Below are 17615 nucleotides of genomic sequence, written 5' to 3' on the forward strand. Positions count from 1 at the left end.
ACCGGTCGGCGCTCACTCCACCTCGGCCGCCGCAGCCGAGAACTGCGCGGAGTAGAGGTTGTAGTAGGCCCCGCGCGCCGCGAGCAGCTCGTCGTGCGTGCCCTGCTCGACGATCCGGCCCGACTCCATCACGAGGATCAGGTCGGCGTCGCGGATCGTGGAGAGCCGGTGGGCGATCACGAAGCTCGTCCGGTCGCTGCGCAGCGCCGCCATGGCCCGCTGCACCAGCACCTCCGTGCGGGTGTCGACCGAGCTGGTGGCCTCGTCGAGGATGAGCAGCGTCGGGTCGGCGAGGAACGCCCGCGCGATCGTGATCAGCTGCTTCTCCCCCGCGCTGACGCCCGTGCCCTCGTCGTCGATCACCGTGTCGTAGCCCTCTGGGAGGCTCCGGACGAAGCGGTCGACGTAGGTGGCGCGGGCGGCGGCGAGGATCTGCTCGTCGGTAGCCGCCGGGTTGCCGTAGCGGATGTTCTCCCGGATGGTGCCGCCGAAGAGCCAGGTGTCCTGCAGCACCATGCCGATCCCGGAGCGCAGGGTGGCGCGGTCCATCGTGGCGGTGTCCACGTCGTCGAGGGTGATCCGGCCCGAGTCGAGCTCGTAGAACCGCATGATCAGGTTGACCAGCGTGGTCTTTCCCGCCCCCGTCGGCCCGACGATCGCAACCGTCTGCCCCGGCTCGGCCGTGAGCGACAGGTCGTCGATCAGCGGCTCGTCCGGCGCGTACCGGAACGAGACGTGCTCGAACGTGACGCGCCCCCGCCGCGTGGCCGGCACCGCGGGCGTCGCCGGGTCGGGCACCTGTTCATCGGCGTCGAGCAGCTCGAACACCCGCTCGGCGGAGGCCACCCCCGACTGCAGCAGGTTGGCCATCGACGCCGCCTGCGTGAGCGGCTGGGTGAACTGGCGCGAGTACTGGATGAACGCCTGCACGTCGCCGAGGCTCATCGACCCCGAGGCCACCCGGAGCCCGCCGACCACCGCGACCAGCACGTAGTTCAGGTTCCCGATGAACATCATCGACGGCATGATGATCCCCGAGATGAACTGGGCGCGGAAGCTCGCGTCGAACAGCCGCTCGTTTCGCTCCCGGAAGCCCGCCTCCACCTCGCGGCGCCGCCCGAACACGCGCACCAGCTCGTGACCGGTGAAGGCCTCCTCGATGTGGCCGTTGAGCGAGCCGGTGTGGCGCCACTGCGCCACGAACTGTTTCTGCGACCGCTTCGCGATCTGCTGCGTCACGAGCACCGAGACCGGGATCGTGACGAGCGCGACCAGCGCCAGCAGCGGCGAGATCAGCACCATCATCAACAGCACGCCCACCACCGTGAGCAGCGAGATGAGGAGCTGGCTCATCGTCTGCTGCAGGGTCTGGGAGATGTTGTCGATATCGTTGGTGACCCGGCTGAGCACCTCACCACGCTGCTGCCTGTCGAAGTAGCGCAGCGGCAGCCGGTTCAGCTTGTCCTCGACGTCGCGGCGGAGCCTGAAGATCGTGCGCTGGACGATCCCGTTGAGCAGGTAGCCCTGCAGCCAGCCGAAGAGCGACGCCGCCACGTAGATCGCCACGACCGCGAGCAGTACTCCGCCTAGCAGGTCGAAGTCGATGCCCACCCCCGGGACGACGTCGGACCCCTCGATCACGTTGGCGAAGGTCTCGTTGCCCGCCTGCCGTGCCGCGGCCGCCGCCTCCTCGGTGCTGGTGCCGGCCGGGAGCTGGCGACCGATCACGCCCGCGAAGATCACGTCGGTGGCGCGGCCGAGGATCCACGGGCCGATCACCGACAGCGCGACGCTGATGATGCCGAGGGTGATGACGGTGACCACGCCGAGCCGCTCGGGGGCGAGCCTGCCGACCAGTCGCCGCGCCGACGGGCCGAAGTCCATGGACTTCTCCACCGGCATCCCGGCGCCACCCGCCCACGGCGGTCCGCCGCGGCGGGCGACCCGCATCTCGCGGGCCGCGCGGCCCGTGTCGTCGGACCGCTGCTCCTGTGGAGCCGTGCTGGGGGTGGTCATGCCACTTCCTCTGCGCTGAACTGGGAGGCGACGATCTCGCCGTACGTCGGGCAGGTGCCGAGCAGCTCGTCGTGCGTGCCGATGCCTACTACCGCGCCGTCGTCGAGCACCACGATCTGGTCGGCATCGCGGATGCTGGCCACGCGCTGCGCCACCACCAGCACCGTCGCCGTCGCCGTGACGGGTCGCAGGGCCGCGCGGAGCCGGGCGTCGGTGGCCAGGTCGAGCGCGGAGAACGAGTCGTCGAACAGGTAGATCTGCGGCGCCCGCACGAGTACGCGGGCGATTGCGAGCCGCTGGCGCTGGCCACCGGAGACGTTGGTGCCGCCCTGGGCGACAGGTGCGTCGAGCCCTTCGGGCATCGCGCGCACGAAGTCGGCCGCCTGGGCCACCTCGAGCGCCGCCCACAGCTGCGCGTCGGTGGCGTCGGGGTTGCCGTAGCGGAGGTTGCTCGCGACGGTGCCCGAGAACAGGTAGGGCTTCTGCGGGACGATCCCGACCCGGCTCCACAGGTACTCCGGGTCGAGCTCGCGCACGTCGACGCCGTCCACCAGCACGGCGCCGCTCGTCGCGTCGAAGAGCCGGGGCACGAGCCCCAGCAGCGTCGTCTTGCCCGCGCCGGTGCTGCCGACGATGGCTGTGGTGGTGCCGGGCGCCGCGGTGACCGTGACGTCGTGGAGCACCGGCTCGGCCGCGCCCGGGTAGGCGAAGCCCGCGCGGCGCAGTTCCAGCGCACCGGTCGCCTCCCGGGGCACGACCGGCCGGGCGGGCGGGGCGACCGAGGACTCGGTGTCGAGCACCTCGGCGATGCGCTCCGCGCAGACGGCCGCGCGCGGGATCATGATCACCATGAACGTGGCCATCATGACGGCCATGAGGATCTGGATCAGGTAGCTCAGGAACGCCGTCAGCGCGCCGATCTGCATCTGCCCGGCGTCGATCCGGGCGGCGCCGAACCAGAGCACCGCGACGCTGGAGACGTTCAGCACCAGCATGACGATCGGGAAGATCAGCGCCATCAGCCGGCCGACTCGGGTGGCGACGTCGGTGAGCTCGGCGTTGGCCGTGTCGAAGCGGGCGGTCTCCTCCGGCTCCCTGACGAATGCGCGCACCACGCGGATTCCGGTGATCTGCTCCCGCAGGATGCGGTTCACCTCGTCGATACGGGTCTGCATCGACCGGAAGCCGGGCACCATCCGCACGATCACCGCACCGATCCCGATGACCAGCACCGGCACGCAGACGACCATCAGCCACGACAGCTGCACGTCCTCCTGCAGCGCCATGACCACGCCGCCGAAGCACATGATCGGCGCGGTCACGAGCATCGTGCAGGACAGCAGCACGAGCATCTGGACCTGCTGCACGTCGTTGGTGCCGCGGGTGATCAGCGAGGGCGCGCCGAACTGGTTCACCTCGCGCGCGGAGAACTCCCCGACGCGGTGGAAGAGCGCGCCCCGCACGTCCCGGCCGAAGCCCATCGCCGTATGTGCCCCGACGTACACGGCGGCGATCGAGCAGATGATCTGCACGAGCGTGACGAGCAGCATCCATCCGCCCGTGCTCATGATGTAGCCCGTGTCGCCGAGGGCGATCCCCCGGTCGATGATCTCGGCGTTGAGGCTCGGCAGGTAGAGCGAGGCCATCGTCCCGAGGAACTGCAGCAGGACGACAAGCATCAGAGGTCTGGAGTAGGGGCGTAAGTGTTCGCGCAGGAGACGGAGCAGCATCACGGATCCTCGGTCGTGGTGGGAGCGGCGGGGGCGCTCTCGTCGAGCAGCCCGTCGAGCAGGAGCGTGACGATCTGCTCGGCCGACATCGGCCGGCCGGCGCAGATCAGCGGGTGGGTGGCGGAGAAGACGAGCATCTTCATGACGTGGGCGAGCTCGGCTGCCGGCACCCGGAGCCGGCACTCGTCCGGGCCGACGACGCCGACGACCGCGTCCCGGAAGTCGCGCTCGGCCTCGTCGTCGTAATCAGGTTGCCGGTGGCGGTACCCATTGGGGGGTTTGCGCTCGGGCGGCGCGCCGCGCATCCAGCCGAGGGCGCCGAGCAGGCCGAAGACGTCGGACACCCGCTTCTGGAGCACTGTGACGGCCGCCGTGAGGCGGTCGCGGAACGGCAGCGCCCGATTGATGGCGGCCAACTCGCGCAGTGTCGGGGACTGGTCGAACGCCTCGGCGACGACGGCCTGGATCACCGACTCCTTGTCGGGGAAGACCCGGAAGATCGTGCCCTCCGCGATGTCCGCGGCCTCGGCGATCTGCCGGGTGGTGACCGCCGCGCCGTGCCGCCTGAACAGCGGGCCCGCCGCGGCGACGATCGCCGCGCGGCGCTCGTCGGGCGCCATGCGCGGGGCGCGCCTGCGGTCGGGGCTCATGCCGCCGAGAGTAAATGAGTGCCCACTCACTAACAACCGAGTTCACCGCCGGTGGACAGGGCCTGACCAGCGCGCATGTCCTTTCGGCTAGCACGGCGGCCCCGGCCGGACGCGAGCCCGGCGCACTCACTAACCAGTGATCGGTTAGTGGGTCATCCTGGGACGGTGACAAGCACCGACCTCGCAGGAACCCATCTGATCGCCGCGGACGACCTGGAGGCGAATATCCGTGCGATCTTCGCCGCCGCCGGATGCTCCCCCGACGAGGCCGCGCTGATCGCCCGCGAGCTCGTCGGGGCGAACCTGGCCGGCCACGACAGCCACGGCGTCGTCCGCGTGCCGAAGTACGTGGACTGGATGCGGCAGGGTTTCGTGCGGGCCGGGCAGCGCGCCGACGTCGTCACCGACGGGGGCGCGTTCGCCGTCCTGGAGGGCAACCGCGGGTTCGGCCAGACCATCGCGGCCCAGGCCGTGGCGCTGGGCGTCGAGCGCGCGCAGGAACACGGCACCTCGATCATCGCGCTGCGCAACAGTGGGCACGTGGGGCGCGTCGGCGCCTACGCGGAGACGGCGAACGCGGCCGGGCTGATCTCGATCCACTTCGTGAACGTGGCCGGGTCGCCGCTGGTGGCACCGTTCGGGGCGGTCGAGCGGCGGTTCTCGACGGCGCCGTTCGCCATCGGACTCCCGCTCCCGGAGCGGCCCGTGGTGCTGGACTTCGCCACGTCGCTGGTGGCCGAGGGCAAGGTCCAGGTGGCCTCATACGGCGGCAGGCCGCTCCCGGCTGATGCGTTGATCGGCCCGGACGCGCAGACCTCGGGGGACCCGCACGTGCTCTTCGGCGAGTACGGGCCCACCGACATCCGCTCCGCGTCGAACGGCGCAGGCGCCATCCGGGCGTTCGGCGAGCACAAGGGCTCCGGGCTCGCGCTGATGTGCGAGCTGCTCGCAGGCGCCTTCACCGGCTCGGGCTGCGCCGGTCCGGCCAAGTCCAAGGACAGGATCGCCAACGGGATGCTCTCGATCTACCTCTCCCCCGCACACTTCGGCACGCAGGCCGAGTTCGAGCGAAGCGCCAGCGGCTACCTCGACTGGGTGCTCTCGGCCCGACCTGTCGACTCCGCCCAGCCGGTGCTCCTGCCCGGCGACCCGGAGGCCGCCACCCGCACCGCCCGGCTGGCCGGCGGCGTACCGCTGCCCGTGAATACCTGGGGAGCGATCCGGCGGACCGCCGCCGACCTCGGCCTCACGCTCGTGTGAGCCCGGCCGGCGGGCGCGCCTCACCGCCGGAGCATGCCGTCCAGCAGCGGGCGCAGCACCTGCTTCCGCAGCAGGGGCGCGTCCTCCTCGCTGATCGTGCGCATCCCGCCGGTGTGCAGCACGGCGAGCCCGTGCACGAGCGACCACGTGGCCCGCAGCGCGGTGTCGAGCGGCACGGCCAGCCGCCCCGCGGCCTCCAGGCGGGCGAGCACGTCGCCGAGCACGCCGAGCGCCGCCAGCCCGGCGTCACTCTCCGGCGCGCGGCCGCGCACGGAGAACATCACGCTCGCCAGCGCGGGCTGGTCGATCACGAACCCGACGTAGGCGGAGCCCAGCTCGAGGAGCGCCTCGACGGGGTCGTCCGGGTGCCGGTCGGCCGCCTCCCGCAGGGCCTCGCCGAGCTGGGCGTACCCGGTGCGGGCGATCGCACCGAGCAGTGCCGCCTTGTTCGTGAAGTGCCGGTAGGGCGCGGCGACGCTCACCCCGGCCGCCTTCGCCGCCGTGGCCAGGCTGAAGCCCTCCAGGCCGTGCTCAGCGATCAGGTCCAGCGAGACGTCGATCAGGACCTGATGGAGCGACCCGTGGTGGTAGGTCGACCCGCCCGCCACGCCCACCTCCTCGGTACCCGCGGAGCGACCATAACCAGAACGCCGGCACACCCACCCCTACGCCCACCATCGCCGCGAGCTTGACCCACGAGACGGCGGCGTGCGCCGCGCCGAGCGGCGCCGGGAACCCGAGCGGATCGCCCAGCATCAGGAGCGACAGGCCGTTCTCCGCGAGGTCCAGCCCGGGGGCGAGCGCCGTCCACGGGGCGATCCGGCGCAGCACCCCGGCAGCGGGCCGGTTGCGCCGCTCCAGCGACCGCGCGGCGAGCACCGTGAGCAGCACCGCCGTCGCCGCCACCCCCGAAACCCAGACGAGGTCGACGAGCTCCGTCGCCACCATCCGGTCGAGCGTCCCCTGCCCGAGCAGCACCCGGTACCAGCCGCGGACGGTCTCCGCGTCCGCCGTCGTGTTGGCGACGCCGAGCGCCACCGGGTGCCGGACGGTCGCGAACGTCGCCTGCAGCCACACCTGCCCCGTGGCCGCCGTGGCGACGGCCGCCGCGAGGAGCGCGACCAGCACGGAGGTAGGCGGCCGGTTCATCCGCGCGCGACCAGGCGGTGCACCCGCGCCTGCTTCCACAGGTACAGCCCGCTGATCGCGGCGAGCGGGACCCCGACGTACATGAGGGCCTCCCGCAGCACACCCGTCGGCACCGTCGGCGGGACGTAGACGTACGCCCCCAGCGCGACTGCGAGCACAAGGTGAACCGTCCGGACCAGGTTGTGCAGTGCGCTCCGCATCATGAGCCCGATGTTAGTCGCATTTACATCGGCGTGGGGCATTTCCCCCGACCAATTCGGCCGTGTCCGAATCTCACGTGGGGACTGAACCGGCGCTGCTCCCCCGACGCACGCCGCGGGTCCGAGGCCTTGCACTCCGCGACCACCTGTGGCTAACGTCACCCGCAGTCGATACGCATCGACACCAGGCGGAACGGAGGAGCCGGATGGTCACCAGCCGGGATGTCGCCCGCGTCGCCGGGGTCTCCCAGAGCACCGTCTCCTACGTCATGAGCGGCCGCCGCTCCATCTCCGCCGAGACGCGCCGGCGGGTCGAGGCGGCCATCGAGCAGCTCACCTACCAGCCCAACGCCGGGGCCCGCGCACTGGCGAGCCAGCGCACGCAGGTGATCGGGCTGGTCGTCCCGTTCGCACCGGGCGCCGACCCGGCCGGGCTGCTCCCGTTCATCGAGACCATCGCGAGCTGCGCGCGGGCCGAGGACCACGACGTCCTCCTCGTGACGGCCGACGAGGGCTCGTCCGGGCTCACGCGTCTTGCGGGCCGGCGGCTGTGCGACGCCATCGTGATGATGGACATCGGCGCCGAGGACGCCCGCATCCCGGTTGCCGCCACCCTCGACGTACCGGTGATCCTCATCGGCGTACCGGACGACAGCTCAGGGCTGCAGTGCGTGGACGTCGACTTCGCGTTGGCCGGGCGGCTGGCGGTGGCCGAACTGGCCGCCGCAGGCCATGACCGGGTAGTCCTCATCGGCTACACGGCCGAGGTCGTCGAGCGAGACATCAACTTCGTCCGGCGGTTCCAGGGCGGCGCCGCCGACGCCGCCGCCGAGCTCGGGCTCGGCCACGAGGTCGTGGCTCCGGTCGCATCGGGCCGCGCCGGCGCGGAGGACGCCGTGCGGCGGGCGTTGGAGCTCGGCGGCGACCGGCCAGGGCTGGTCGTCCCCAACTCGCACGTTGTGCCGCACGTGGCGCAGGCCCTGCTCGACCGCGGACTCGTCCTCGGCCGGGATGTCTCGCTCGTCGGGCTGTGCACCGACGCCGCGGCGCTGGCCTGCACGCCCGCCGTCACGAACGTCTCCCTGGAGCCGCGCGACGTCTCCCGCCGGGCGATGCAGACCCTGTTCCAGCTGCTGGACCGCACGGCCGAACCGCCGTCCGAGCTTGTCGAGCTGGTCACGCCCCGCCTCACGCGGCGCGAGACCACACTCCCCGCCCCGTAACCCCGCCGCACACAGCGCGGGGCGGCGCACAGCATCGATCGATACGCATCGACTGTCACCGAAGGACAGCGCCAACGAGAGGAACCAGGAATGGCTCAACGTGGAGCGGTACTGGGAAGAACCGCGCTGGTCGCGGTAGCAGCGCTCGCGCTCGCGGCGTGCGGGGGCGGCGGGGGCGCGGCTGGTGGTGGGGGCGACGTCACCTCGATCCGCGTGCTCGACTACTACAACAACGAGCCGGACCGCTCGGTCTACGCGCGCACCCTGGACGCCTGCGGGCAGCAGGCGGGCGTGACGATCGAGCGCGAGGTGGTGCCGGGTGCGTCGCTGATCGCCCGGGTGCTGCAGCAGGCGTCGTCCCGGACGCTGCCGGACGTCATGATGATCGACAACCCCGACCTCCAGCAGATCGCCGCGAGCGGGGCACTGGCCCCGATCAGCGACTTCGGGCTCTCCGTCGACGGCTACGCCGACGGCGTCGCGACCGCGTCGACGTACGAGGGTCAGGTCTACGGCATGCAGCCGGTGACCAACACGATCGGCTTGTTCTACAACGAGGACGTCCTCGCCCAGGCCGGCATCACGCCGCCCACGACGTGGGACGAGCTGCGCACAGCGGCCGCCCCGCTCACCCAGGGCCAGCGCTACGGCATCGCGTTCGCCGCGAACGCCACCTACGAGGGCACCTGGCAGTTCCTGCCGTTCATGTGGACCAACGGCGGCGAGGAGACCGACATCGCGAGCCCGCAGGTCGCCGAGGCCCTGCAGCTGTGGACCGACCTCGTGCAGTCCGGCTCCGCGTCCCGGTCGGTCGTCAACTGGACGCAGGCCGACGTGAAGGACCAGTTCGCGGCCGGGAATGCGGCCATGATGGTCAACGGCCCGTGGCAGTTCCCGCCGCTGGACAAGGTCGAGGGGCTCCGCTACAACGTCGTGCGGATCCCCGTGCCGCAGTCGGGCGACACGCAGGTGGCCCCGCTCGGCGGGGAGACCTGGACGATCCCGCAGACCGGCGACGCCGCCCGGCAGGCGAAGGCCGCGGAGATCGTGGCGTGCCTGAACTCAGACGAGAACCAGCTCGCGCTGGCCACCGAGCGCAGCACGGTGCCGACGAAGACGGCGCTGCGCGAGCAGTTCGTGGCGCAGGTGCCGAAGATGGCGGCGTTCACCGAGCAGGTGCAGACCGCACGGTCGCGCACGCAGATGCTCGGCGAGAAATGGCCCGAGGCGGCGACGCGGATCTACACGGCGATTCAGACCGCGCTGACGGGCGGTGCGAGCCCCCAGCAGGCACTGCAGCAGGCGCAGAATGGCTGAGTTCGCGACGGTCGCGCCTGCCAGGCCACCGGACGCGGCCGTCCCGCCCCCTCCGAGTCCTAGCGGCGAGCCGCTGTGGTCGCCGCGGCGGCGCGAGCGACTGCTCCAGCTCGGGTTCCTCGTGCCCGCCGTCGCCTACCTGCTGCTCTTCTTCGGCTACCCGGTCGTGCAGAACGCCGTGATGGGGTTCCAGGAGTACACGACCCGCACGTTCTACACGGGTGAGGCGCCGTGGGTCGGGCTCGACAACTACACAGCCGTGCTGACCTCGCCGGTGTTCGACCAGGCCCTGCTCAACACGGTGCTGTTCACGGTCGGGTCGATCGTGGGGCAGTTCGGGATCGGGCTGGCGATCGCCGTGTTCTTCCAGCGGCGCTTCCCGCTCAGCGGGCTGCTGCGCTCGCTGCTGCTCCTGCCGTGGCTGATCCCGCTGATCGTCTCCGGTGCGGTGTGGCGCTGGATCCTCGACCAGGACAACGGCGCGCTCAACCGGTTCCTCGGCGGGCTCGGGCTCGTCGGGGAGAACCCAGGGTGGCTCACCAGCACGTCGCTCGCGCTGATCGCGGTGATCGCCGTGAACATCTGGATCGGGATCCCGTTCAACACCACGATCCTCTACGGCGGCCTCCAGGACATCCCGGGAGAGCTGTACGAGGCGGCCGCGCTCGACGGGGCCACCGGCTGGCGCGCCTTCCGGCACGTGACCTGGCCGCTGCTGCGGCCGGTGGTGAACGTTGTGCTGGTGCTCGGCGTCGTCTACACGATCAAGGTGCTCGACATCATCCTTGGGCTCACCGGCGGCGGCCCGGCCAACGCGACGCAGACGATCGCGACGCAGTCCTACCACCTGTCGTTCCAGGAGTTCCGGTTCGGCGAGGGTGCGGCGCTGGGCAACGTCCTGATCTTGACCTCGCTGGTGTTCGCGCTCCTCTACCTGCGGGCCAACCGGCAGGTGAGCCGATGAGCACCGTGACCGCACGCCCACCCGCGCGCCGGGCGTGGGGCAACACCGTCGCCGGGCTGCTTGTTCTCGCGGTGATGCTCTTCCCGCTGTACTGGATGCTCAACGTCTCGCTGCAGCCCAGCGGCTCGGCCGTCGGCACACCGTGGTTCCCCGTGCAGCTCTCCTTCGACGGGTACGCCACCGCCATCCGGGAGCAGGGCGGGCACCTCCTCACGAGCCTCGTCGTGTCGGCGGGGAGCGTCGTGTTCAGCCTGTTGATCGCCACACCCGCGGCGTACGCACTCGCGCACTTCCGCGTGCGCGGCGCCGGGATCGTGCTCTTCGGCATCCTGATCAGCCAGATGATCCCGGGCATCGTCGTCGCCAACGCGCTCTACAGCCTCTACAACGACATCGGCCTGCTGAACTCGGTGCCGGGGCTGATACTCGCCGACTCCAGCCACGGCATCCCGTTCGCGATCCTCATCATTCGGGCGTTCCTGGGGAACCTCCCGTCCGAGGTGATCGAGGCCGCGCGCGTGGACGGCGCCGGGCAGATCCGGACGTTCGTCTCGATCGTGCTGCCGATGAGCCGCAACGCCCTGATCACCGCGGCGCTCTTCACGTTCCTGTTCACGTGGAGCGACTTCCTCTTCGCGCTCACACTCACCACCACCGAGGACGTCCGCCCGGTGACGCTGGGGCTCTACCAGTACATCGGCACGTACGTGAACGACTGGAGCTCGGTGATGGCCACCGCCGTGCTCGCCTCGATCCCGGCCGTCGTCCTGCTGCTGGTGGCGCAGCGCTACGTGGCAGCAGGCGTCTCCAGCGGAGCCGTCAAGTGACCCGAGAAAGGCAGAAGACAGAAGTGACTTCCATCCGCGTGACCGTCTGGGGCGAGAACCGCCACGAACAGATCGAGGAGCACGTCGCGAAGATCTACCCGGACGGCATGCACACCACGATCGCCGCAGGCATCACCGAGAACCTGGGCGACGGGGCCGTCGTGCGCACGGCCACCCTCGACGAGCCGGAGCACGGCCTCACCGAGGAGGCCCTCGCGGCCACCGATGTGCTCGTCTGGTGGGGTCACGCCGCGCACGGCGAGGTGGCCGACGAGGTGGTGGAGCGCGTGCACCGCCACGTGCTCTCTGGCATGGGCCTCGTGGTGCTGCACTCCGGGCACTGGTCGAAGATCTTCATGAAGCTCATGGGCACGAGCTGCACGCTGCGCTGGCGCAGCGAGCATGACCGCGAGCTGATCTGGACCGTCGACCCGACGCACCCCATCGCGAAGGGCGTGCCGCACCCGCTGGTCATCGACGAGGACGAGATGTACGGGGAGTTCTTCGACATCCCTGCCCCCGACGAGGTGGTCTTCATCAGCTCGTTCTCGGGAGGGGAGGTGTTCCGCAGCGGCTGCACGTTCCGCCGCGGGTACGGCAAGATCTTCTACTTCCGCCCGGGCGACCAGGACTACCCGACCTACCACCACAAGGACGTCCGGCGGGTGATCGCCAACGGCGTGGAGTGGGCCCGCACCGACCGCCCGGAGCGGGGGTACCCGGAGCTGCTGCGCTACGAGACGGGCGAGTTCACAAAGGGCGCGACGTACACGGGACCGCTGGGATGAGCGAGCCGTCGACCGCACGTCAGCGGGGCGGCCCCGCCGACGTCCGAGATTTCCACCGGAGCCTGGTGTGAGCCTCGAGAATCCCCTTCGGCTCGTCCTCGTCGGCGCGGGGAGCATGGGCCGGGCGTGGCGCGACACGATAGAGGCCGCACCCGGCGTCGAGCTGGTGGGGATCGCCGACATCCACGAGCCCACCGCGCAGGCCGCCGCCGACGCGCTGGGCAGGCCCGTGCCGGTGGGCACCGACGCCGTGGCTCTCGCGAGCGCGACGGGTGCCCGGGCGGTCGTTGACGCGACCGTGCCCGAGGCGCACCACCCCGTCACTACCGCCGCCCTCTTCGCCGGACTCGACGTGCTCGGCGAGAAGCCGGTGGCCGAGACGGTGGCGCAGGCGCTGTCGCTCGCCGCGGCGTCGGAGGCGACGGGCCGGCTGTTCATGGTCAGCCAGTCGCGGCGGTGGAACCCGCAGCTCTTCGCGCTCCGCGCGATGGCGGAGGACCTCGGTTCGATCGGCACGCTCACCACGGAGTTCTTCCGGGCGCCCCGGTTCGGTGGGTTCCGGGACGAGATGGCCCACCCGCTCCTGGTCGACATGGCGATCCACGCATTCGACTCGGCCAGGTTCCTCCTCGGCGCCGAGCCGGTCTCCGCGTACTGCGAGGCGTACAACCCGCCGTGGAGCTGGTACGCGGGCGCGGCGGCGGCGGTCGCCACGTTCGAGATGGAGGGCGGCATCCGGTACGCCTACACCGGCAGCTGGTGCAGCCCCGGCGCCGAGACGTCCTGGAACGGGGTGTGGCGGGTCAGCGGCGAGAAGGGCTCCGCCCGCTGGGACGGCGACCACGATCCGGTGCTCGACGCGGACGGCCCTGGCGTAGCGCGCCCCGGTTCCCCGTACGAGGGGATCGAGGGGGCGCTGCTGGTGTTCACCGACGCGCTGCGCACCGGCGACCCACCGATGGGCGAGGTGCACGAGAACGTGCTCAGCCTGGCGATGGTGGAGGCCGCGGTGCGCTCTGCGGACACCGGCGAACGCGTACGGCTCGATGACGTGCTCGCCGCCGCGCACGCGGAGGCCCTGCGTACGGAGACCCACCCCGACGTCCGCGACGCGCTGGCGTCCTGGCCGTCGGTGCGGGAGGTGCTGACGGCGGCAGGATGACCTACCCGACGACCCGCCCGCCCTGAACGACTCGGCGGTCCGGGGTACGGGTCCACAGCAGCGTCGGGTCGGCGAACGGATCGCCGTCGACGATCAGCAGGTCGGCAACGCACCCGACCGCGACGCGGCCCAGGTCGGGGCGCCCGATCAGGTCCGCGTTGACCGAGGTCGCCGCCTGCAGCGTGCGCAGCACGCCCTCCACCTCGGTCTGGACGCGGAGCCCGCCGAGCTGCTCGTCGGCCAGCTCGCCCATGAGGTCCGTGCCGAACCCGATGCGCACACCGGCCGCGCGCGCTGGGAGGGTCCTGAACGACTCCGCCCGTAGCGAGCGGCGTCCAGGTGGGTGCATCGCAAGGCGGACGATCGGGCCGATACCGCTGTTGTATCGGCCCGACCGTCCAACGCCGCGAGGTGCCCGCCTGGGCGTCGCGCAGTAGGGCCGAGTCGTTCAGGGCGCTCCTAGCTCCACCGCCGTGCGGCCCGCGTCGAGAACCTCACGGTTCTTCGCCTGTCCCGCAGCGGAGAGCCCCAACTCGGCCCCGCGCAGGTCCATCGCGTCGTAGGTGATGAGCGTCGGCACCAGGAACGCGCCGCGCTCGGCCATCAGCTCGGCAGTCGGCCCGTCGAGCAGGTTGCCGTGCTCCACGGTGCGCACCCCGTTCTCCACCGCGTGCCGGATCGCCTCCGCCGAGTACGCGTGCGCGGCGACGTAGCTGCCCTGCCGCGCCGCCTCCTCGGTGACGGCGCGAACCTCGTCCGCTGAGTACTGGGGGATGCGGATCGGGTCGTTCGGCGAGACGACACCACCGGACGCCATGATCTTGACGGCGTGCGCGCCACGGCGGAACCGGTCGCGTACCGCCCGGCGCAACGCGTCCACCCCGTCGACCACCTCGTTCATGTGGGCGTGGTACCCGCACAGGTCGGAGTCGGCGCCGCGCGCGTCGCCGTGACCGCCGGTCTGGCTGAGCGCGGGCCCGGTGTAGAGGTAGCGCGGTGCCGGGAGAAGCCCCTCGGCGATCGCCGCGGCGAGTCCGGGGTCGCCGCCCGCCACGTCGCGCACGGTGGTGAACCCGCGGGTCAGCGCATCGGTCAGCCGCCGCGCGCCGGCGAGCGCCACGTAGCTCAGGGGGCGGGCCGCGATGCCCAGCAGGTCGAGGCTGACCCCGTACGCGTGGAAGTGCGCGTCGATCAGGCCGGGGAGCACGGTGCCGCCGCGGCCGTCGAGCACCTCGTCGGCCGTGTCGCCCGCATCGGGGCCCACCGCGGCGATCCGTCCCTCGACGACGTGCACCGGCCCGTCGGCGAGCTCCCCGGACTCCCCGTCGAACACCTGGCAGTTCACGATCGAGAGCGAAGTCATCCCGGTCGTCACCCCGCCATAGCCGAGCGGTGCTCGCTCGGCCGGATGCCGTAGACCCGCTTGAACGCCACACTCAGGCCGAACGCGCTCACGTAGCCGACCTGCCGCGCCACCGCGTCCACCGTGGCGTCGGTGCGCGCGAGCAGGTCGGCGGCCAGCGAGAGCCGCCAGCCCGTGAGGTACGCCATCGGTGGTTCGCCCATGAGCTCGGTGAACCGGCGGGCGAACGTGGCCCGCGAGACCCCGGCCTCGTCGGCGAGGGCTGCCACCGTCCACTGCCGGGAGGGCTCCTCGTGCAGCAGGCGCAGCGCACGCCCGATCACCGGGTCGCCCATCGCCCGGTACCAGGCGGGCGGCTCGACGTCCGGGCGCGCGAACCACTCGCGCAGCGCGGAGAGCAGCAGGAGATCGAGCAGCCGGTCGAGCACCGCCTGCTGGCCGGGGTCCTCGCGCTCCACCTCCGCGACGGTCAGGTCGAGCACGGGGCACAGCTGGCCCGTGTGCGGCACCACGAGCACCCTCGGCAGCGCGCCGACCAGGCGCTCCGACACCCGCCCGCGCACCTGATAGGTGCCCGTGAGCAGCACCGTCGGGCCGTCCGCGCGCTCGCCGCAGGTGCGCACGCCCAGGCGCAGATCGTCGCTGAACTCCGTGCCGTCGCCCGCTGTGCACTTCCCGTCCGGGTACATGACGTAGAGCGGCGGGGCGGAGACGTCGGGCGAGTCGGCGACGGCGAACGGCTCGGGCCCGACGACGATCGCCACCTCGGTCTCGCCGACGGGCACCGGGTCGGCGCCGCGGGGGACGATCCACGCGGACCCGCGCAACATCGTGACCAGGGTGAGCGGGGCGCGCTCGGCGAACCGCACCGACCATGGCGGAGTCATGATGCTGCGCCCGAACAGCGCCCCGTTCGACCGCACCTCGTCCAGCAGGCTTGCGAGAGCGTCCACGCCGGATACCTTAGACGCGCAGACATCGGATTGAGCGCTCACGCCATTCTCCGGCTCACGCTCAGCGCGTTGACTGGTCCGCATGACGATCTTGGTTCTCGGCGGCACCGGCAAGACCGGTCGCCGCGTGGTGCAGCGGCTGCAGGAGCAGGGCCATGCGGTACGGCCCGCCACCCGGTCGACGCCAACCCGTTTCGACTGGCACGACGACAGCACCTGGGAGCCTGCGCTCGACGGCGTCCGCGCCGCCTACGTCGTGCAGGCCGAGGAGGGCGAGACCGCGCAGCTCACGGCCTTCGGCAAGTTGGCGGCGGCGCGCGGGGTGGAGCGCCTGGTGCTGCTCTCCGCCCGCGACTGGGCGGTGTCCGGCGGCGAGGAGGCGCTCACCGGGGAGCGAGCGGTGCAGAGCGCGGGCACCGGCTGGACCGTGCTGCGGCCGACCTGGTTCCAGCAGAACTTCGCCGAGGCGTCGTTCCTGCATGATCCGGTGCTGCGCGGCGAGATGGTGCTCTGCGCAGGCGACGGGCTGGAGCCGTTCGTCAGCGCCGAGGACATCGCCGACGTGGCGGTCGCCGCCCTCACCGACGACCGGCACACCGGGCAGATCTACGAGCTGTCCGGGCCGCAGCCGCTGAGCTGGAGCGACGCGGTGGCCGCGATCGCCGCCGCCACCGGACGGCGGATCACCTACCGCGCGGTCACCCCCGCGGAGTACCGGGCACACGCCGCCGCGCACGGCATCGACGACGGCGCGGCCGCCGTCCTGGAGACGCTCTTCGGCTGGATCGCCGCCGGGCGCAACGCGCACGTGTCCGATGGCGTGCAGCGGGCCCTGGGCCGTGCGCCCCGCGACTTCGCCGACTACGTCACCGCCACCGCGCCGACCGGCGTGTGGAACCCCCTGAGGGAGCAGCGATGAGCAGCAGTACGACCACGCGGCTGATGGGACGGGAGTTCCGGCTCGCCGGGCGTCCCGTCGACGAGCCGCGCCCCGAACACCTGGAGCTGGTGCGGGCCGAGGTGCCCGAGCCGGCGGCGGGGCAGGTGCTGGTTCGCAACACCTGGATGTCGGTCGACCCGTACATGCGCGGGCGCATGGACGACGTCCCGTCCTACATCGCGCCCTTCGTCCTCGGCGAACCACTGGACGGCGGTGCGGTCGGCGAGGTCGTCGCGAGCCGGGCGCCTGATATCCCCGTGGGGGCGACGGTCGCGCACTTCCTCGGCTGGCGCGAGTACGCGGTGCTCGACGCCGCCGCGGCCACGGTGGTCGACACCGGCATCGCGCCACCGCAGGCCTACCTGGGTGTGCTCGGCACCCCCGGCCTCACCGCGTACCTCGCGGTGACCGAGATCGCGCCTGTCCGATCCGGCGACGTGGTGCTCGTCTCGGCCGCCGCGGGCGCGGTCGGGAGCGTGGCCGGGCAGCTCGCCCGCACGCTCGGGGCGTCCCGCGTGATCGGCATCGCGGGTGGGCCGCGGAAGACCGCGACGCTCGTCTCCGACTTCGGCTTCGACGCCGTGATCGACCACCGCGCGGGCCCCATCGCGGCGCAACTCCCGGCCGTCGCCCCCGGCGGGATCGACGTGTACGTCGACCACGTGGGCGGCGAGCACCTGGAGGCGGCGATCGGGGCACTGCGGGTGGGCGGACGGGCCGCGCTGGTCGGGATGATCAGCGGCTACAACACGACCGGGCCCGCTCCCGGCCCGCGCAACATGTACGACGTGGTGACTAAACGCCTCACCCTGCGCGGTGTGCTCGTCTCCGACCATCTGGAGAAGTTCGCCACCTGGATCCCGCTTGCCGCGCGCCTGCTCGCCGACGGCACCCTGCACACGACCGAGACCGTCGTCGACGGGCTCGACGCCGCACCGGAGGCGCTCATCGGCGTGCTGCGCGGCGCCAACACGGGGAAGATGCTGGTCCGGCTCTAAGTCCTAGCTGGCTGTAGGTCTTGTCAAGTCGGTCGGTGCGCATGCTGACGGGCCTCGTGTTGAACGAGGCTGTGT

General features: G+C 71.8%; 18 protein-coding genes. 9 read left to right on the forward strand and 9 right to left on the reverse strand.

What is annotated here, in order from left to right; translation table 11 throughout:
• Positions 1-12: 12 nt before the first annotated feature.
• From ABD143_RS28010 to ABD143_RS28020, 3 genes are read right to left on the reverse strand one after another with little or no spacing between them, the layout of a single operon-like run.
• Complete coding sequence (locus ABD143_RS28010; protein ID WP_379660122.1) at positions 13-2016, reverse strand: ABC transporter ATP-binding protein; 2004 nt, start codon at positions 2014-2016, stop codon at positions 13-15.
• Complete coding sequence (locus ABD143_RS28015; RefSeq protein ID WP_343984434.1) at positions 2013-3746, reverse strand: ABC transporter ATP-binding protein; 1734 nt, start codon at positions 3744-3746, stop codon at positions 2013-2015. The genes ABD143_RS28010 and ABD143_RS28015 overlap by 4 nt, the downstream gene beginning before the upstream one ends.
• A complete protein-coding gene (locus tag ABD143_RS28020) occupies positions 3746-4396 on the reverse strand; it encodes a TetR/AcrR family transcriptional regulator (protein ID WP_343984435.1) in 651 nt (216 codons plus the stop codon). The genes ABD143_RS28015 and ABD143_RS28020 overlap by 1 nt, the downstream gene beginning before the upstream one ends.
• 165 nt (positions 4397-4561) lie before the next feature.
• Between ABD143_RS28020 and ABD143_RS28025 the strand changes: the two genes are divergently transcribed.
• Positions 4562-5656 (forward strand): malate/lactate/ureidoglycolate dehydrogenase, encoded by a 1095-nt coding sequence (locus ABD143_RS28025; protein WP_343984436.1) that lies wholly within the window; start codon positions 4562-4564, stop codon positions 5654-5656.
• A 20-nt stretch (positions 5657-5676) separates the two neighbouring features.
• Here ABD143_RS28025 and ABD143_RS28030 read toward each other — a convergent pair whose 3' ends face one another.
• From ABD143_RS28030 to ABD143_RS28040, 3 genes are read right to left on the reverse strand one after another with little or no spacing between them, the layout of a single operon-like run.
• A complete protein-coding gene (locus tag ABD143_RS28030) occupies positions 5677-6264 on the reverse strand; it encodes a TetR/AcrR family transcriptional regulator (RefSeq protein ID WP_343984437.1) in 588 nt (195 codons plus the stop codon).
• Entirely contained in the window at positions 6188-6805 is a 618-nt protein-coding gene (locus tag ABD143_RS28035; RefSeq protein ID WP_343984438.1) for a hypothetical protein, read from the reverse strand. The genes ABD143_RS28030 and ABD143_RS28035 overlap by 77 nt, the downstream gene beginning before the upstream one ends.
• Entirely contained in the window at positions 6802-7008 is a 207-nt protein-coding gene (locus tag ABD143_RS28040; protein WP_343984439.1) for a hypothetical protein, read from the reverse strand. Before ABD143_RS28040 ends, ABD143_RS28035 begins: the two co-directional genes overlap by 4 nt.
• Positions 7009-7082: 74 nt before the next feature.
• Here ABD143_RS28040 and ABD143_RS28045 point away from each other — a divergent pair, with 74 nt between their 5' ends.
• From ABD143_RS28045 to ABD143_RS28070, 6 genes are all read left to right on the forward strand, one after another.
• Entirely contained in the window at positions 7083-8228 is a 1146-nt protein-coding gene (locus tag ABD143_RS28045; protein WP_343984440.1) for a LacI family DNA-binding transcriptional regulator, read from the forward strand.
• Between the two features lie 90 nt (positions 8229-8318).
• Positions 8319-9545, forward strand: coding sequence for a sugar ABC transporter substrate-binding protein (locus tag ABD143_RS28050; protein ID WP_343984441.1), 1227 nt, complete (start codon positions 8319-8321; stop codon positions 9543-9545).
• Positions 9538-10509, forward strand: a complete 972-nt coding sequence (locus ABD143_RS28055) for a carbohydrate ABC transporter permease (protein ID WP_343984442.1) — start codon at positions 9538-9540, stop codon at positions 10507-10509. The genes ABD143_RS28050 and ABD143_RS28055 overlap by 8 nt, the downstream gene beginning before the upstream one ends.
• Complete coding sequence (locus tag ABD143_RS28060) at positions 10506-11336, forward strand: carbohydrate ABC transporter permease (protein ID WP_343984443.1); 831 nt, start codon at positions 10506-10508, stop codon at positions 11334-11336. The genes ABD143_RS28055 and ABD143_RS28060 overlap by 4 nt, the downstream gene beginning before the upstream one ends.
• A gap of 23 nt (positions 11337-11359) precedes the next feature.
• On the forward strand, positions 11360-12124 hold the full coding sequence (locus ABD143_RS28065) for a ThuA domain-containing protein (protein WP_343984444.1): 765 nt from the start codon (positions 11360-11362) through the stop codon (positions 12122-12124).
• 67 nt (positions 12125-12191) lie between these two features.
• Positions 12192-13286: a Gfo/Idh/MocA family protein gene (locus ABD143_RS28070; RefSeq protein WP_343984445.1), complete on the forward strand. Its 1095-nt coding sequence runs from the start codon at positions 12192-12194 to the stop codon at positions 13284-13286.
• 1 nt (position 13287) lies between these two features.
• Here ABD143_RS28070 and ABD143_RS28075 read toward each other — a convergent pair whose 3' ends face one another.
• The 3 genes from ABD143_RS28075 to ABD143_RS28085 form a co-directional block, all read right to left on the reverse strand.
• On the reverse strand, positions 13288-13635 hold the full coding sequence (locus ABD143_RS28075; protein WP_343984446.1) for an amidohydrolase family protein: 348 nt from the start codon (positions 13633-13635) through the stop codon (positions 13288-13290).
• A 99-nt stretch (positions 13636-13734) separates the two neighbouring features.
• The gene (locus ABD143_RS28080) at positions 13735-14649 is read right to left on the reverse strand and encodes a metal-dependent hydrolase family protein (protein ID WP_343984447.1); all 915 of its coding nucleotides are present in this window, start codon (positions 14647-14649) and stop codon (positions 13735-13737) included.
• 8 nt (positions 14650-14657) lie between these two features.
• A complete protein-coding gene (locus tag ABD143_RS28085; protein ID WP_343984448.1) occupies positions 14658-15602 on the reverse strand; it encodes an AraC family transcriptional regulator in 945 nt (314 codons plus the stop codon).
• 82 nt (positions 15603-15684) lie between these two features.
• Between ABD143_RS28085 and ABD143_RS28090 the strand changes: the two genes are divergently transcribed.
• Both ABD143_RS28090 and ABD143_RS28095 read left to right on the forward strand, forming a co-directional pair.
• Positions 15685-16521, forward strand: a complete 837-nt coding sequence (locus ABD143_RS28090) for an NmrA family NAD(P)-binding protein (protein WP_343984449.1) — start codon at positions 15685-15687, stop codon at positions 16519-16521.
• Positions 16518-17540, forward strand: coding sequence for an NADP-dependent oxidoreductase (locus ABD143_RS28095; protein WP_343984450.1), 1023 nt, complete (start codon positions 16518-16520; stop codon positions 17538-17540). Before ABD143_RS28090 ends, ABD143_RS28095 begins: the two co-directional genes overlap by 4 nt.
• The last annotated feature ends 75 nt before the right edge of the window (positions 17541-17615 follow it).

The sequence above is a fragment of the Pseudonocardia aurantiaca genome (genome assembly GCF_039526725.1).
Classification (GTDB): domain Bacteria; phylum Actinomycetota; class Actinomycetes; order Mycobacteriales; family Pseudonocardiaceae; genus Pseudonocardia; species Pseudonocardia aurantiaca.

Coding starts and splice junctions, on each gene's coding strand:
- ABD143_RS28010 (WP_379660122.1), bottom strand. CDS start 2,016: ATGACCACCCCCAGCACGGCTCCACAGGAGCAGCGGTCCGACGACACG.
- ABD143_RS28015 (WP_343984434.1), bottom strand. CDS start 3,746: ATGCTGCTCCGTCTCCTGCGCGAACACTTACGCCCCTACTCCAGACCT.
- ABD143_RS28020 (WP_343984435.1), bottom strand. CDS start 4,396: ATGAGCCCCGACCGCAGGCGCGCCCCGCGCATGGCGCCCGACGAGCGC.
- ABD143_RS28035 (WP_343984438.1), bottom strand. CDS start 6,805: ATGAACCGGCCGCCTACCTCCGTGCTGGTCGCGCTCCTCGCGGCGGCC.
- ABD143_RS28040 (WP_343984439.1), bottom strand. CDS start 7,008: ATGATGCGGAGCGCACTGCACAACCTGGTCCGGACGGTTCACCTTGTG.
- ABD143_RS28050 (WP_343984441.1), top strand. CDS start 8,319: ATGGCTCAACGTGGAGCGGTACTGGGAAGAACCGCGCTGGTCGCGGTA.
- ABD143_RS28055 (WP_343984442.1), top strand. CDS start 9,538: ATGGCTGAGTTCGCGACGGTCGCGCCTGCCAGGCCACCGGACGCGGCC.
- ABD143_RS28060 (WP_343984443.1), top strand. CDS start 10,506: ATGAGCACCGTGACCGCACGCCCACCCGCGCGCCGGGCGTGGGGCAAC.
- ABD143_RS28075 (WP_343984446.1), bottom strand. CDS start 13,635: ATGCACCCACCTGGACGCCGCTCGCTACGGGCGGAGTCGTTCAGGACC.
- ABD143_RS28080 (WP_343984447.1), bottom strand. CDS start 14,649: ATGACTTCGCTCTCGATCGTGAACTGCCAGGTGTTCGACGGGGAGTCC.
- ABD143_RS28090 (WP_343984449.1), top strand. CDS start 15,685: ATGACGATCTTGGTTCTCGGCGGCACCGGCAAGACCGGTCGCCGCGTG.
- ABD143_RS28095 (WP_343984450.1), top strand. CDS start 16,518: ATGAGCAGCAGTACGACCACGCGGCTGATGGGACGGGAGTTCCGGCTC.